16 protein-coding genes and 1 riboswitch are annotated in these 15,973 nt (G+C 36.2%); of the genes, 5 read left to right on the top strand and 11 right to left on the bottom strand.

The genetic code is table 11. The annotated features are described in order from the left end of the window. The 6 genes from thiD to thiS are packed head-to-tail and all read right to left on the bottom strand — an operon-like array spanning window position 1 to window position 4,272. On the bottom strand, window positions 1–786 hold the full coding sequence (gene thiD / locus BHF68_RS10830) for a bifunctional hydroxymethylpyrimidine kinase/phosphomethylpyrimidine kinase (protein WP_069643685.1): 786 nt from the start codon (window positions 784–786) through the stop codon (window positions 1–3). Window positions 787–818: 32 nt separating this feature from the next. After that, complete coding sequence (gene thiE, locus BHF68_RS10835; RefSeq protein WP_069643686.1) at window positions 819–1,457, bottom strand: thiamine phosphate synthase; 639 nt, start codon at window positions 1,455–1,457, stop codon at window positions 819–821. Between the two features lie 27 nt (window positions 1,458–1,484). Continuing rightward, window positions 1,485–2,099 (bottom strand): sulfur carrier protein ThiS adenylyltransferase ThiF, encoded by a 615-nt coding sequence (gene thiF / locus BHF68_RS10840; protein WP_069643687.1) that lies wholly within the window; start codon window positions 2,097–2,099, stop codon window positions 1,485–1,487. A gap of 14 nt (window positions 2,100–2,113) precedes the next feature. Then, window positions 2,114–3,220 (bottom strand): 2-iminoacetate synthase ThiH, encoded by a 1,107-nt coding sequence (thiH, locus tag BHF68_RS10845; protein WP_069643688.1) that lies wholly within the window; start codon window positions 3,218–3,220, stop codon window positions 2,114–2,116. A gap of 34 nt (window positions 3,221–3,254) precedes the next feature. Then, window positions 3,255–4,064: a thiazole synthase gene (locus BHF68_RS10850; RefSeq protein ID WP_069643689.1), complete on the bottom strand. Its 810-nt coding sequence runs from the start codon at window positions 4,062–4,064 to the stop codon at window positions 3,255–3,257. Between the two features lie 4 nt (window positions 4,065–4,068). After that, a complete protein-coding gene (gene thiS / locus BHF68_RS10855) occupies window positions 4,069–4,272 on the bottom strand; it encodes a sulfur carrier protein ThiS (protein WP_069643690.1) in 204 nt (67 codons plus the stop codon). 136 nt (window positions 4,273–4,408) lie between these two features. Beyond that, a riboswitch (TPP riboswitch) is annotated at window positions 4,409–4,506 on the bottom strand. Between the two features lie 199 nt (window positions 4,507–4,705). On the opposite strand from thiS, the gene BHF68_RS10860 reads away from it, so the two are divergent. After that, on the top strand, window positions 4,706–6,619 hold the full coding sequence (locus tag BHF68_RS10860) for a DUF294 nucleotidyltransferase-like domain-containing protein (RefSeq protein ID WP_069643691.1): 1,914 nt from the start codon (window positions 4,706–4,708) through the stop codon (window positions 6,617–6,619). A 37-nt stretch (window positions 6,620–6,656) separates the two neighbouring features. Continuing rightward, window positions 6,657–6,941: a late competence development ComFB family protein gene (locus BHF68_RS10865; protein ID WP_218070355.1), complete on the top strand. Its 285-nt coding sequence runs from the start codon at window positions 6,657–6,659 to the stop codon at window positions 6,939–6,941. Here the strand turns inward: BHF68_RS10865 and BHF68_RS10870 are convergent, their stop codons facing one another. Then, the gene (locus BHF68_RS10870; RefSeq protein ID WP_069643692.1) at window positions 6,942–7,679 is read right to left on the bottom strand and encodes an SIR2 family NAD-dependent protein deacylase; all 738 of its coding nucleotides are present in this window, start codon (window positions 7,677–7,679) and stop codon (window positions 6,942–6,944) included. Window positions 7,680–7,816: 137 nt separating this feature from the next. Here BHF68_RS10870 and mnmL point away from each other — a divergent pair, with 137 nt between their 5' ends. Further along, on the top strand, window positions 7,817–8,785 hold the full coding sequence (gene mnmL, locus BHF68_RS10875) for a tRNA modification radical SAM protein MnmL/YtqA (RefSeq protein ID WP_069643693.1): 969 nt from the start codon (window positions 7,817–7,819) through the stop codon (window positions 8,783–8,785). A 56-nt stretch (window positions 8,786–8,841) separates the two neighbouring features. Next, window positions 8,842–10,425, top strand: a complete 1,584-nt coding sequence (gene pckA / locus BHF68_RS10880) for a phosphoenolpyruvate carboxykinase (ATP) (protein WP_069643694.1) — start codon at window positions 8,842–8,844, stop codon at window positions 10,423–10,425. 81 nt (window positions 10,426–10,506) lie between these two features. Here pckA and BHF68_RS10885 read toward each other — a convergent pair whose 3' ends face one another. Then, window positions 10,507–11,877: a TrkH family potassium uptake protein gene (locus tag BHF68_RS10885; RefSeq protein ID WP_069643695.1), complete on the bottom strand. Its 1,371-nt coding sequence runs from the start codon at window positions 11,875–11,877 to the stop codon at window positions 10,507–10,509. Between the two features lie 30 nt (window positions 11,878–11,907). Continuing rightward, window positions 11,908–12,783: a ComEC/Rec2 family competence protein gene (locus BHF68_RS10890; RefSeq protein WP_069643696.1), complete on the bottom strand. Its 876-nt coding sequence runs from the start codon at window positions 12,781–12,783 to the stop codon at window positions 11,908–11,910. A 232-nt stretch (window positions 12,784–13,015) separates the two neighbouring features. Here BHF68_RS10890 and BHF68_RS10895 point away from each other — a divergent pair, with 232 nt between their 5' ends. After that, complete coding sequence (locus BHF68_RS10895) at window positions 13,016–14,032, top strand: HD-GYP domain-containing protein (protein WP_069643697.1); 1,017 nt, start codon at window positions 13,016–13,018, stop codon at window positions 14,030–14,032. A 53-nt stretch (window positions 14,033–14,085) separates the two neighbouring features. Here the strand turns inward: BHF68_RS10895 and BHF68_RS10900 are convergent, their stop codons facing one another. Together BHF68_RS10900 and BHF68_RS10905 are read right to left on the bottom strand one after the other, a co-directional pair. After that, window positions 14,086–15,006: a type II secretion system F family protein gene (locus BHF68_RS10900; protein WP_069643698.1), complete on the bottom strand. Its 921-nt coding sequence runs from the start codon at window positions 15,004–15,006 to the stop codon at window positions 14,086–14,088. A 5-nt stretch (window positions 15,007–15,011) separates the two neighbouring features. After that, window positions 15,012–15,971 (bottom strand): type II secretion system F family protein, encoded by a 960-nt coding sequence (locus tag BHF68_RS10905; RefSeq protein WP_069643699.1) that lies wholly within the window; start codon window positions 15,969–15,971, stop codon window positions 15,012–15,014. Window positions 15,972–15,973 lie beyond the last annotated feature (2 nt).

Below are 15,973 nucleotides of genomic sequence, written 5' to 3' on the forward strand. Positions count from 1 at the left end.
TTAATAATATTTATAAAAGTGGTGTGTCGGTCCTACACCTTTCCCTACTGCAAATGAATGCCTAATCGCTTCTGTAATATATTCCTTCGCCTTGCTTGTGCTTTCGTACACATCATATCCTTGTGCCAAAAATGCTGCTAAGGCTGCTGAGAAAGTACATCCAGTTCCGTGGGTATGTTGTGTATTGATTCTTTTACTGTTGAACAAATGATACTCATCACCATCGAATAATACATCTGCACAGGTTTCATCGTCTAGATGTCCACCCTTTACAATTACAAATTTAGCTCCTAGCTGATGTATTTCTTTAGCTGCTAGTTTCATTTCTTCTATGTTCGAGATTTTACTATCTACAAGAACCTCTGCCTCATAGATATTTGGTGTAACCACATATGCCCTTGGCAATAGATGCTTTTTAAGTGAGTCCTTTGCTTCTTTTTTTAGTAGGTGGCAGCCGCTTTTGGATACCATAACCGTATCAATGACGACTTTATCTGCTTCGTAAGTATGTAGACGCTCGGCAATTACCTTAATTATCTCTGCACTGGATACCATACCGATTTTCACACCATCTACGTTAATATCTGTATAAATAGCATCTATTTGAGCGGCAACCATATCTGGTGTTATTTCTTGAACTCCCGTAACACCTTGGGTATTCTGTGCCGTTACAGCCGTTATGACGCTCATACCATATACACCTAGTGCAGAAAAGGCTTTTAAATCTGCTTGAATACCAGCACCACCTGAAGAGTCGGATCCAGCTATTGTTAATGCATGTTTCACTTAAACACCTCCCGACTTACTTAATTGTTGAACTAGCGGGCTAAGATATCCCGAATTTCGGCAACCCTTTGAACAATGTCTTCCGCTTCTACTATTTCTGTAACTAGACAAATACATTTTGCACCACGTTTTTGCACTTCTTTGATGTTATGCCTTTTAATTCCGCCAATTGCCACAAAAGGTAAATCAATATTTTCAGCTACATACTCTAAATAAGTAAAACCAACTGGGTCGCAGACGTCTTTTTTTGTGTTAGTGGCAAAAATCGGTCCTACACCAATGTAATCTGCTCCCTGTTTTAGTGCTACTTGAGCCTGTTCTACAGAATGGGTTGATAAGCCAATAATCATATTATCAGGTATTAGGCTCCTTACCGCAGAAATTGGCATATCTTCTTGGCCGATATGGACTCCGTCTGCTTCAACAGCCATTGCAATATCTATATCATCATTAACGATAAATATAACCCCTGCATCAGCAGTTAGCTTACGAATTTCTAAACATTCTTGGTATTTATATAAGTTCTTTTTGTCTTTTTCTCGATACTGAATTACTTTGATATCAGCCTCAATCATTTTCTTTACAACTTCAATGTTTGACCTTCCACGCGAATACTCTTCTGCCGTGATTCCATATAGGTCAGTATTTAGTATTATGTTAGTTTTTTTCACGTTATCACCCTTACTTGCACACTGAGTTTATATCTCGTCATCCAAAACATTAGATAAAATTATATCTGCAAGCTTTCCAGCTGCAATATTTACCCTCGGTGAAATTGGCGGCACACCTGGTTTAACACCAGTTTCTAAATCGCCGACTAAGTAGAATTTATCCTTAACCTTAGTGATTTTAATATCATCACTGTTTCCCCAGCCTGCTAATCCTGACGCTGATACAAACAGTTTTTCTGAGGACATATAACGACTAGCTATCATTCTTTTTGCTGCTATTGTGTCAAAGGCTTCGACTACAACATCACAATTCGCATAATATTCATCTAAGTTAGATGTTTCTAAACGTTCCTGATGTATTGCTAGATTTAAATCTGGATTAATCCTCATTAAATTTTCTTTTAATACTTGTACCTTTGGTTTGCCAATTTGGTCGATAAAGTAAAATTGACGATTTAAATTGCTATATTCAAGGACGTCAAAATCAACTATTACAAAATTTTTAAATCCGCTTCGAACTAGATTAAAGGCACAATTGGAGCCTAGTCCACCTGCTCCTGCAATACCTATGGTTTTCGATTGGATTTTTTCTAGATTATCACTTCCTATATAATTAGCTACTGCTTGTTCAAATGCATTCAATATATTCACCTCACTTATCTAAATAAATGCCAATCCTTTAACACGGGCTGATAGTTATTCTGGTATATCATCTCCATCATTTCCTCAACTGAACGTTCATCAGATATATCAAACTGGTTAGAAGCTTCTTCATTACCTGAATGACCGCCGACTTTAGTAGAAACGCCAGCTGACATCTTCGTTACTCCAAGTGGTAGGATAGCGTCTCGCAGCTTGGCAGTTTCGCGGGTAGAAATATTAATTCCCACACGTGGAAGGTATAGCCGTAACGCCAACATCATCTGCACCAATTGCTGGTCGGAGACAGTAGTCCTTGGCTGAAAAGCGCCTTTAAACGGCCTCAGCCTAGGTAAAGACACGCCAACTTCTACATCGATATATTTAGTTTGTAAGTAATTAGCATGTAATCCTGTATAAAAAGCCTCAGAATAAAAATCACCAAGCCCTAAAAGGGTTCCAATATTGACGCTCCTCATCCCAGCAACACAGCCTCTTTCAGCAGCATTCAAGCGATAGTGATAATCCTTCTTCGGACCTTTTAGATGTACCTGTCGATATATTTCCTCGTTATATACCTCTTGATAAATCGTTAAGCCATCCACACCAACATCTACTAGCTCTTTGTATTCCTCAACATCAAGTGGATATATTTCAATTGAAATAGAAGAAAAATACTTTTTCAATAGCACAATACACTCTTTAATATAAGATACTGGTGTTTTACTCCTAGACTCTCCAGTAAGGACGAGGATGTGTTTAAGGCCTGTTTTGGAAATAGCCCCCGCTTCTTTTTCAAGATCTTGTAGCGTTAATTTATTTCTTTTAAATTGCTGTTGACTATTAAAGCTACAATAAGCACACTGATTGACGCAGTAATCAGCTAAATACAAAGGCGTATATAAACCTATAGTTCTACCAAAATGCTGTATCGTTAGTTCACGTGCACGCTTAGCCATTTGTTCTAAATACTTATCCGCGCTAGGTGAAAGTAAAGCCAGATAGTCAAGCTCATTAAGATGCTGCTTATTAATAGCATTAATTACATCTTGATCGTCAATAGAATTAAGATAACGCTCAATATTTAATTCGTCGTATTGCTGAGACATTCGATAAAAATCCATAGAATTCCCTTCTTAGTATCTAGTTTGAAAAAATTTATTCACTTTGATTGTTTAAAAACCCAGTTAACGGCGAAGAAGCATCAGCATAATCTTTGGTAGCTCCAGGACCTGCTAAATAAGCAGTTCTCCCAGCCTTTACCGCATCCCTAAAAGCCTCTGCCATCAATACTGGATTTTTAGCCGTTGCAATAGCTGTGTTTACTAACACTGCTGCAGCTCCTAATTCCATGGCTTCTGCTGCCTGGGAAGGCTTACCAATGCCAGCGTCAACAATTATTGGCAATGAAATCTCATTTATTAGTATGCGAATCATTTCTTTCGTTTGTAGCCCTTGATTTGACCCTATAGGCGCTCCTAATGGCATTACCGCAGCAGCACCTACTTCGACTAACTGCTTAGCTACCATTAAATCAGGACTCATATACGGCAATACAACAAACCCATCCTTAGCAAGTATTTCCGTAGCTTTGATAGTCTCATAATTGTCTGGAAGTAAGTATTTGTTGTCTTTAATAACCTCAATTTTAATCCAATTACCACATCCAGCAGCCCTAGCAATTTTAGCAATACGAACTGCTTCATCTGCTGTTCGTGCACCCGAGGTATTTGGTAGCAAAATACAGCCCTTCGGAATAAAGTTCAATACGTTCTCCTGCTCTGAATCAAAATCGATTCTACGGAGTGCCATAGTAACAACTTGACTTTCAGAACTTGCTATTGCCTTATTCATAACTTGATTGTTAGCAAATTTACCTGTGCCGACTAAAAGGCGGCTTTTCAGATTTTCATTTGCTATTTTTAAGTTGTCTTTTGGTTTTGCTTCGAAATATTCTTCATTATTCATATTATTAGCCTCCACCAACAAATCTAAGAACCTCTAAATGGTCATTATCCTGAAGCTTAATTTGCTCCCATTGCTCACACTCAACCACCTGTCCGTTGTGTTCAACAACCACCTGTTCTGGACATAAGCCTTTACTATTAATAAAGCCCATAATTGAAATACCTGTTTCACTAGTCTCAACTTCCTTACCATTTACTACGATAATCATTTACTGCCCCTCCTAAAATTTTATTGAAATAAATATGAATATAAAAAACTCCCTTATAATTCAAGGGAGCTTTGATCTGATAGACTATTGGCATTGAGAGTTAGCTTATGTCTAGCCTTATAGTTATGTTATAAAGTAAGACAGTCTACTGCTTCCCTGCGCTGGTATTATCCATATCAGGTTCAAAGGGTCGGTTTTATTCCTCTCAGCCAAATAGCTCCCCTAGCTTTCAATATTAAATTATTATTCAGAGTTTATATCCTTTTCAAAGTTTTGTAAAGTGCAAATTTTTATTTTATTTACTTACTTAGTTGGGAAAACTGCTTAATATAAGGTTACTTGGCATGTTTTTGAAATATTCTTATACTTATAGTTGATTTTTTGGTGTTTTCACATTATTGTAAAATTAAAGAAAGTAAAGGAGTGACGCTAAATGGAAAAGAAAACAATTGATATCTTGTTACAGACTGCACCCTTTAATAAATTACCAAAAAACGTTGTTGAAGCATTAGTGGAAAATGCATCGTTTCGTACATATCAGGAACAAGAATTTATTTTCCGTGAAAAACAAGAATTGAATGAGGTTTATGTTGTAATTGAAGGTATGGCAATGGCTGTTTTGACAATGTCAGATGGAGAAGAATCTGTTATTGAGTTCTTCAGACCAGGGAACTTTTTTGGTGAAGTAGCTGCAATGGCAGTGTCTAATCCGCCTATCTCTGTGCAAGCTGTTCAACCTCTTACCTGTTTAGTTTTTACCCGTCAAGCATTTAGTAACTTAATACATACAAATCCTATATTTGCAGAAGAAATGACCCGTATCATTAGTGAAAGATTATTAAAGATATACCGCGAATTGCATGAAGAAATCTCTCACCATAAGCATGGAATTGAGACCCTGCCATTTAGGAAAAAGATTGGTGAATTCATGTCAGCACCGGTCCTTACTTGCACACCAAGTGCAAAGGTAACAGAGATAGCTAAAATTTTCTTAGAGCACAAAATTAGTTCTATTATTGTTACTAAGAAAAATGACAACGTTCCTATGGGTATTGTCACCGAGTCAGACTTAATTAAGAAGGTAATAGCAAGAGAGAAGGATATAAAAACAGTAACTGCCGTTGAAATAATGGGTCACCCACTTCACACGATAGAAGCTAATAATTACTATTATGATGCACTATTAAAAATGGTCCAGAATCATATAAAACACTTAGCAGTTGTTGAAAACAATCGTTTAATCGGAATTGTAACTGTTAAAGATTTAATGAAAGCACGAAGTGTTGGAACGTTATCGATTGTCGATAGTATTGAAAAGCAAACAACTATCGAGGGCTTAATTAAAGCACAAACTGAAATCGACAAGGTACTCGAAGCATTGGTCAATGAACAAGCACCAGCCTATGAGATAAGTACGATTATTACAGAGTTTAATGATCGGGTTACGAGAAAGATTATTCAAATATCTGAACAACAGATGATTGATGAAGGTTTTGGTGCTCCTCCTGCTGAATATTGTTGGTTACAGCTAGGTGCAAGTGGTCGAAAAGAGCAGCTACTCAGAACACCACAAAACAATGCAATATTATATAGCGACCCATCGCCAAATCGCATGAAAACAACTGAACAATATTTCGCAACCTTAGCCGAAAAAGTTGTAACTAGTTTAAAAGATTGTGGTTTTGATGAATGCGCTAAAGGTATTACAGCGAAAAATCCACTCTGGCGTAAATCTTTTAAAGACTGGTTAGTAACTATCGATAATTGGTTGAAAAGTACGGATGCAAATGTTGTTGACACTTCCACATACTTGTTAGATTTTAGGTTTGTTTATGGAAAAAAACGCATCGCCGAAGATTTGCGATACTTTATCTTAGATGAAACAAAACCTGCAACTATGTTCCTCCATCAGCTAACGGATAAAGAAATAGCTAATGAAATCCCATTAGGTATTCTCGGTGAGATTATCACGCCTAATTCTGGTGACCAAAAAGGTATGTTAAATCTTCGTAACGATGGTTATTCACATATAGTTAATTGTATAAGGTTATATTCGTTACGATATGGTGCAGAAAAAACATCAACATTTGAGCGGATTGAAGAAATGGTTGAGTTAGGTCACTTTTCTAAATTTGAGGCGAAAAAATACAAGGAAGCCTTTGATTGTTTATTGCGCTTTGCTTTAGAAAAAAATATTCAGAAAGTAAAACAAGGTAAAATAGCAGACAATTGTATATCTCCTTTATCTTTGGAAAAAGATGAACAGGAATTACTTAAAGATGCTTTAGTTACTACGCAAAAATTACAGGAACGAACACGTAGCTTTTTAATCGAGAATAAAATATAATAAAATCAAACAAAAAGATGGGAACGAGGGAGCTATAGTGAGGATTCAATTATATAATGTTATGGAAAGAGTTGTGAAAGAAGCTTTAGATGATGTAATGAAGATAAACGATAGTTTTTGTAAATGTCAGGAATGCCAGGTAGATATTATGGCTATAGCACTTAACCAACTTCCACCTAAATACGTAGGCACTCGCAAGGGCGAAGTCTACTCTAAGCTTAATACATTATCTAATCAATTTAACAGTGATGCCTATCGTGAAATTACGAAGGCAATTGAAGTTGTAAAAAACAAACCACATCACGAAACAACGCCCTCATAACTAGGGCGTTGTTTTTTTGAGTTGCGAGTTTAGATTAGTTAAAACCTCTCCAATGTTCCCTCTTATGATTAAATCTGCCTCTTTATCCATTCTCGTCTCATCTCGGTTAATTATACAAAATTTAGCACCCGATTCTTTAGCATGAAGTGGCAGCATGTTAGCTGGTGAAACCTCTAAGGAAGAGCCTAAAACTATAAATAAATCACTTCTCATGGCTTCAAGAAATGCTCTATCTAAGGCCATTTTAGGCAATTGTTCACCAAATAAAACTACACAAGGACGCAGCTTGCCATCACAACTCGCGCAAGTCTCTTGATCTATTAATACATCCTTACTACTATAGTTTTTACGGCATCCTAAACAACGCATTTTAGTTAATGTACCATGCAGCTCTATTACGTCCTTGGCTCCTGCTTGCTGGTGAAAGCCATCGACATTTTGAGTTATTATCGTGTTGATAATCCCCTTAGTCTGCCATTCAGCAAGTATTGCATGTCCTATATTTGCCTTATATTCGTTCAACTGTAGAATTCGCTCACGATAAAAACCTATAAATTCTTTGAAATTTTTATTAATCGCATCCGTTGAGGCTAAACTAAGCGGATCTTTATCCTTCCACAATCCATTTTGTGACCTAAAGTCTGGTAGCCCTGATTCAGTACTCATACCAGCACCAGTAAAAATAGTAGTTATACGAGCTTCAGAAATCCAATCCACCAGTAAATCTATATTATTCATCTGACCACCTACATTATTTTAATTAAGATAATTTATTAATATATAAATTCCAGTTTGTCATATAGCTACTAACTTTGTCAAATACAGAATTTAATGTTATATTAAAACCGTTAATTTTTGTAATTGGGGGGCATTTTATGTGGGGAGATAAAAGATATCATTCCTGGAATTATCACCTAAGGAAAACCTTTGGAACTAAAGTGTTTAAATTACCCCTCGACGCTGGTTTTACTTGCCCTAACAGAGACGGTACATATAGCACTGAAGGCTGTATATATTGTAGCAGCAGAGGCTCTGGTGATTTCGCAGGTAATGTTAATTACAGCTTAGAGAAACAATATTTACAAACCCGAGAAATGATGCACAAAAAATGGCCTGACGCTAAATATATCGCGTATTTCCAGGCTTTTACTAATACTTATGCCAGTGAATCTATACTTAGGGAATTATACAATACAGCATTATCATTCCCTAATGTTGTTGGCATTTCAATCGCAACACGTCCTGATTGTTTACCTGCGGAAGTATTAGATTTATTAGAAGAATTAAATAATAAAACTTATCTATGGGTAGAGCTAGGTCTGCAAACTGTTCACGATAAAACCGCGAGTTTAATCAATCGAGGACATGATTATCGATGCTTTATCGATGGTTTAAACAAGCTTCAGGAAAGAAATATCAATACATGTGCCCATGTTATTTATGGGTTACCTGGAGAAACTATATCTGACATGTGGTCAACAAGTAAAACGATTGCTACTTTACCTTTGCAGGGTATTAAGTTCCATCTACTCCACGTCTTAAAAGGTACTCCATTAGCAAAAATCTATCAACAGGGTGGGTTGGAATTTATGGACTTTGATGCCTACATTAAGCTTGTTGTAGATACACTTGAGATTTTACCTGATGATATGATAATACACCGTCTAACTGGCGACGGTCCCCGCGATTTATTACTTGGTCCAATGTGGAGCCAAAAAAAATGGGAAATTTTAAATGCTATTGACCATGAATTACTAAATCGTTCCAGCAAACAAGGAGCAAAAAGACACGATTTCTTGTTGCATAACAGAATAATAAATAATACAATATGTTATAAAGGTTAAAACCATAATTTTTATAGAAAATTAATAGAAAAATCAGAGAGAGGACGTACGTATGAATGAGTAAACCTGAAGACATAACCAAAATACTTGTCAACTCAGAGTTGGCACAAAAAAACCTTCCTGTCCCCCAGCTTGTTGAAAAAGCACTTGCTAATGGAGAAGGTGTTCTAACGGATACTGGAGCGTTTAGAACTACTACAGGAAAGTACACTGGAAGATCACCTAACGATAAATTTATTGTAGATGAGCCTAGTGTGCATGACAAAATCAATTGGGGCCCAATCAATAAGCCCTTCTCACCAGAAAAGTTTAATCTTTTATACAATAAAGTTCTTGATTACTTAAAAGCTAAAGAGCTTTACATATTTGAAGGCTTCGGTGGTAAAGAGAAAACCTACCAGCTACCAATTCGAGTTATTAATGAGTTTGCTTGGCATAATTTATTTATCCGTCAATTATTATGTCGCCCTACTGCTGAAGAATTAGATTCTTTTGAGCCTGAATTCACTATATTATCTGCTCCTGGTTTTAAAGCAGACCCAGAAGTAGACGGTACGAATTCTGAGGCTTTTATTATTGTTAACTTTGCAGAAAAAGTAGTTTTAATTGGTGGCACCCAATACGCAGGTGAAATGAAAAAGACTGTATTTAGCATTTTGAATTACTTATTACCTCAGCAAGGTGTATTACCTATGCACTGTTCTGCAAACAAAGGGCAAGAATTAGATGTTGCTCTGTTCTTTGGCTTATCAGGTACAGGTAAAACAACACTTTCAGCAGATCCAAACCGTTATTTAATTGGTGATGACGAGCATGGCTGGACAGATGATGGGATTTTCAACTTTGAAGGTGGTTGTTATGCTAAGTGTATTAAGCTTTCAAGGGAAACTGAGCCACAAATATGGGATGCTATTAAATTTGGTGCAGTTTTAGAGAATGTTGTAATAGACGATAATAAAACACCTGATTATGATAGCAGTGAACTTACTGAGAATACACGCGCAGGTTATCCTGTTGATTACATACCAAATGCGATTTTAGCAGGTACTGGTGGTCATCCGAACGTGGTAGTTTTCTTAACTGCTGATGCCTTTGGTGTTTTACCACCTGTAGCTAAGCTGACTAAAGAACAAGCCATGTATCATTTCCTATCAGGATATACAAGTAAACTAGCAGGTACAGAAAGAGGAATTACTGAGCCACAGGCAACATTCTCTACGTGCTTCGGTGCTCCATTCTTACCACTCCCTCCTGTTGTCTATGCTAAGATGCTTGGAGAGAAGATTGAGAAACATAATACCAGTGTTTATCTCGTAAATACAGGTTGGTCTGGCGGCCCATACGGCGTTGGTAAGCGTATGAATCTACCATACACAAGAAATATGGTTAGTTCAATTATTGATGGTACTCTTGATAATGTCGATACTATCACTGATGATGTGTTCGGCTTACAGATTCCAATTAGTTGCCCAGGTGTTCCTGATGAAGTATTAGTACCTAGAAACACATGGCAAAACAAGGATGAATATGACCAGCAAGCCAATGATTTAGCCGCTCGATTCCAAGAAAACTTCAAAAAGTTCTCTGATATGCCTGATGCAATTAAACAAGCAGGTCCTAAAGTTAAGGCTACTTCATAGTTAAAATAACCTATTCAAATAATTTTTAAAAGGGAGTGCCGCTAACTACTTATATAAGTAGTTAGCGGCACTCCCTTTTTCTTATCCAACAATAATCTTTTCTACTGGGTACTTATAATTTGAAGGTTTTTTATCGTGATTTATTGCAAATAGAAACGCTAATATACCTATTCGACCAATAAACATTAAAACCATAAGAATAAATTTACTAATATTAGTGAATTCAGGTATTACTCCTGTTGATAGTCCACAGGTTCCAAATGCCGATGTTACTTCAAAGGCTATATTTACTAAGGATGCATTATCTGCTTCTAATATGTTTATGACTAAAATTGAACCCATTATTAAAATAACACCAGTCGTAAAAACCACAAAGCTTTTAAGTACATCCTCATCATCCAGTCGTTTACCAAATACATGAATATGCCTTTTCCCCATTGCAAAGCTTCGCACTGCTAAAATCAATGTTGCAAACGTCGTTGTCCTAATTCCCCCACCTACACTTGAAGGACTAGCACCGATAAACATTAAAATTGAGACAAAGAAAAGTGTTGGTACAAAAAGATTTGTCACATCAATGGTAGTTAACCCGCCACTTCTAGATGTTACTGATAAAAACATTGACACAAAAAATTGTTCGTGCCAAGCTTTATCAGCTAGAACTCCTGCTCGCTCAATTAACCATATGCCCGCGGCTCCTAATACTAATAATAAGAAATAAATAAACAACGTAACCTTTGTAAATAGTGAAAATCTATATTGATATTTATTAAAGCGCGAATGTATATAGGAAAGTATTTCAATAAGAACTGGAAACCCAATTGCCCCTAATACTATTAAAACCATACTGCCTGATTGCACTAGATAGTCGTTTTGAAATCCAATTAATGAATTTCCAAAGATGTCAAATCCACCATTGGTATAGGCAGATATCGCATGAAAGACTGCATAGTATAGTGCCTGTCCGATTTCTGGGTAATATCCTCTATAATAAAATATACTTGCAAAGTATACTACACCAACGAACTGAATGAAAATAGCAAAGCCAAATACTAGTTGGATTACCTTTACTAAGCCCATCAATTGATTTCGATTCTGATCGACCATAATTAACTGTCTGTATCCTAAACCGATATTCTTCCCTAGCACTACCCATACAAAGGTCCACAGAGTCATTATCCCTATACCACCAGCTTGCATGGAAGCTGCTATTACGCCAACACCAAAGGGCGTAAACGATTCTGCCGTATTAGTAACTGTTAATCCAGTAACGGTTATGGCACTTACTGTCGTAAACAAGATATCTACGAAGCTCAAATCAACCCCTGGTTTAGTAGCCCAAGGTAATGACAGCATAATTGCCGATATACTAGTAGCAACTGCATAGATAATTACTATAAATTGAGGCGCAGTCAATTCTATTTTATTAAATAAGGGTAATTCTAATCTCATATATACACACTCTCATCTACTCTTTTTCATCTAATCTTTTTCGAAAAACAGCTCATATGTAAAGCCATTAGTCTGAACAACAATTGTACCATAGATATCAGTTCCGTAAACAGGAATAGCATTCTCATATAACCTATCAATGACCTGTTTATGCGGATGACCATACTCATTATCTCTACCTGCACTATAAATTGCAATATCAGGCGTCACAGCGTCAATAAATTCTTGACTTGATGATGTCCTCGAACCATGATGCCCAAGCTCTAAAATAGTAGACTTAAGATATGTTCCCTCGTTTACTAGCTTCTGCTCAATTGGTCGTTCAATATCACCAGTTAGCAACACCGAAAAGTCTTTATAAACAGCCCTTATGGCTATACACCCTTCATGAAAATCACCTGTTAACTGCTCTGGGTTTAACACTTCCAATATTAGCGAACCAATTTCAAAGCTTTCGCCAGCTCTAGGCTCGTAGTAGCTTGCCTCTGATCTAGAAATGGCATCTATCGCCCGTTCAAAAGTTCTTGTAGTATGTACATCGCCACTCATCCAAACTTCAGTTACTGGAAAAGCATCTAATACTTTATCGAATTGTCCAATATGGTCAGCATGTGGGTGCGAGCCCACTAATAAATCAAGTTCTTTAACCCCTATGCTTCGCAAATATGGTACTACATCATCTCTTCGAAAATGCCCAGCATCCACCAATACAGTAAAATCAGGTCCAATCATTAAAGTCGCATTTGCTTGACCTACATCAATAAAATGCACCAGTACAGTGTCTGGGTTTATTTCTAAATTTGTTGAGTCTATGCTAAAAATTTCGATGACTATAAATAATAACAACAGAGCCAACAACACAATAACAGCATTTATTAGCAAATTACTTTTCTTAGATTTAAACATATATATAACAAACTTCCCTTGTAGATATTTTTTCTATGTTATATTAAGCTGTTTTACATTCTAGCATATAAACAAACAATTATAAACACGTATCAACAGGTTAAAAAAATATTTCGGGAGTTTAGTCCCATTTTGTTTAATGATTATTTCTTTTATCATAATTCTATAAGCCTATAATATAATTTTTATAGTATCTTTGACCTGCTAAAAATCAGCAAATGGACGTGTTAAAATGATATATACTGCTATAGACAATGTGAAATATGGACAAATTTTAGCTCGCAACATTTATTCCAGTGATGGAAACATCCTATTACGACAAGGTGTAGAGCTATCTGTTGGATTAATAACTAGACTGAGGAATATGGGCGTAAACGCTATATACATACAAGACGATCGCTTTATTGATGTAGAGGTAGAAGATGTAGTGTCTGAGGAAACCAAAAGAGAGGCTATGTCGAATTTAGCGTTTGCTGTTCAAAGTATTCAAGCAGGAAAAGATTTCAATATCGCACCCCTAAAGAAAACCATAGATAATGTGGTAACAGAGATTATAGCTAATAAAAATGTGCTGGCCAACCTTTCTGATATTCGCACTAAGGACAATTCGCTATTTGTTCATTCTATAAATACCTGTATGATCTCTGTTTTAATGGGTATTCAATTAAATATTAATAAATTACAGCTGGCAGAACTAGCCATAGGTAGCTTATTACATGATATTGGAAAAGTGTTAGCAAAAGATGATGATAAAGAACACCCTTGGCATGGGTTTAATGTATTAAGAAAAAAGCATGACTTTAATGTGATGACCGCTCACATCGCCTTACAGCATCACGAATATCTTGATGGTAGTGGATATCCGCGGGGCGTGACAGGTGAGGAAATACCACTTTTCGCGAAGATTTGTGGCGTTGCTGACCATTTCGATTCTCTTCTTGAAAAGAAATCTATGAAACCTTATGAGGCTTGCGAAAACATCATGGCCCTAGCGAATACCAAGTTTGATTTGAATATTGTTAATGTCTTCCTTAAATCTATTGCAGTTTATCCTAATGGAAGCTGGGTAACCCTTACTTCAGGTGAAATAGGAGTTGTTGTTAGACAACATAAAGGCTTACCCACTAGACCGGTAATCAGAATATTCAAATCTAATAGTGATGATACTGATTGGCAAAATGCAGATATGCTTGATATAGATTTAGCTAAAGAGAAAACCCTTTTTATTAAAAGTACATTATCGGAGTAAGCTTAATTAGGAAGCTTTAATTAAAATACATTTTAACGAGGGATTTTCCCACGTTAAAATGTATTTATAAATTGAATAATTGCTGGGCCTAATAGTACGATAAAGATACTTGGGAAAATAAATAGAACTAATGGAAACAAGATTTTTATAGGAGCTTTCATTGCCTCCTCCTCAGCCCTTTGTCGCCGTCTTTCCCTAACCTCATTTGATTGTACTCTAAAGACATTCACAAGACCCATTCCTAATTTCTCTGCTTGAATTATGTTCGTTATTAACACATTCACTTCATGTAGCGTCAGTCTTTCCCTTACACTACTAAGGGCTTCTTTACGTGTTTTTCCTAGGCGTATTTCCTCTAAACATCTTTGAAATTCTGATGATAATACTCCTTCTTTCTTCATTATTACCTTACCTAGAGCAGAATCAAAACCTAATCCAGCTTCTAAGCTTACCGTTAATAAATCCAAAATATCTGGCAGCTCTTTTTGCGCCAAAGCATTTCTTTCCTTGATTTTTTGTTTAAGATAGATGTATGGCAATAATAGCGCAATCAAAAAGCCAACCACCGCCAACAACACAAAACCTTTGATGCTGACACCTAAGAAAAATCCATAGGATACTAATAAACTAGGAAAAATAAAAAACAATATCATTTGTAAAATCCTAAACTCCACTGCTGTCAAATTAAATGGTGACCCCGCCTGCAATAATAATTGGTCTAATTTTTCTTCTTTTTCATTAGATAGTCTCTTTCGATACTTTCGTTTAATTTTAACCCAAACAGGTAGTAAAATTCTTTTAAATAATGACTCTTGTTTTTCTTCTTTAAGTGCTTTTTTATCTTCACTTAAATTTGTTTCGTCACCAATATTCAAATGCTGCAAACGTTTTTTCTTAAGCTCTATCCCTTCTTCTCTTCTCATAAATAATGCAAATACTAAGGCTGTGACGGTTAAGAATAATGTTATATACATAGCTCCTACACCTCAATTCTAGTGAGCTTACGAATCATGACAAAGCCAAAAATGCCGCTAATAATTCCTATAAAGAGCATTGTAACACCAATAGGATGATTAAATAGTGTACCTATATACTCTGATTCTATTAAATAGATAGTAAAACCGAGGATAATCGGTAATAATCCAATAACCATTCCAGATAACCTTCCCTGGGCGGTTAGCGTGATTATCTGTTGTTGAATGCGATTTCGCTCCCTAATTGTTTCTACTATTTTATCTAAAACAGTAGCAAGGTTACCCCCTACCTGCTTTTGAATTAAAATTGCATGAATCATCAGCTCTAAGTCTTCACTTGGCATACGCTCTTTAAGTGATGCTAAGGCATTCTCCATACTGATTCCATATTGCATCTCTTTTAGGAGCTGATCAACCTCTTCTTTAATAGGTGAATGAGACTCCTCTGCTACTGTTTTTAAGGCTTGCGTAAAACTAAAACCAGCCCGCAGCGACCCAACAATAGTATTAATCATATCAGATAAGCCTTCATTAAAAGCATAGAGTCGTTTTTTGTATCTGTTTTTCAACCATATGCTTGGTGCAATATATCCACCAATTAAACCTATGATTGCAAATACCATTTGCCCTGTTAATAGATAGAACAAAGCACCAGTAAAGCCTGTTGTAATCCAGCGGAATATTACATACTCCTCATATTTTAGATTGATTCCTGACTGCATCACAAGCATTTGTGTTTTAAAATTCCGGTTATTATTTAGAGGCTGTGATAATTTTTGTTTTAACAATTGTAATTGCACGAGTAAATTAAAGCTTTTTTTGTCTAGCTTTTGCTTGTCTTGTAAATCTAAATAGAATTGAAATCTTTTTTCGAGACTTCTATCGGAATTTACAAACTTCTGAAATACTGCATAGAAAAAGAGGATTGATGTAATAAACACCAGGATTACAAGAACCGACTCCATAG

Source organism: Desulfuribacillus alkaliarsenatis (genome assembly GCF_001730225.1).
GTDB lineage: Bacteria > Bacillota > Bacilli > Desulfuribacillales > Desulfuribacillaceae > Desulfuribacillus > Desulfuribacillus alkaliarsenatis.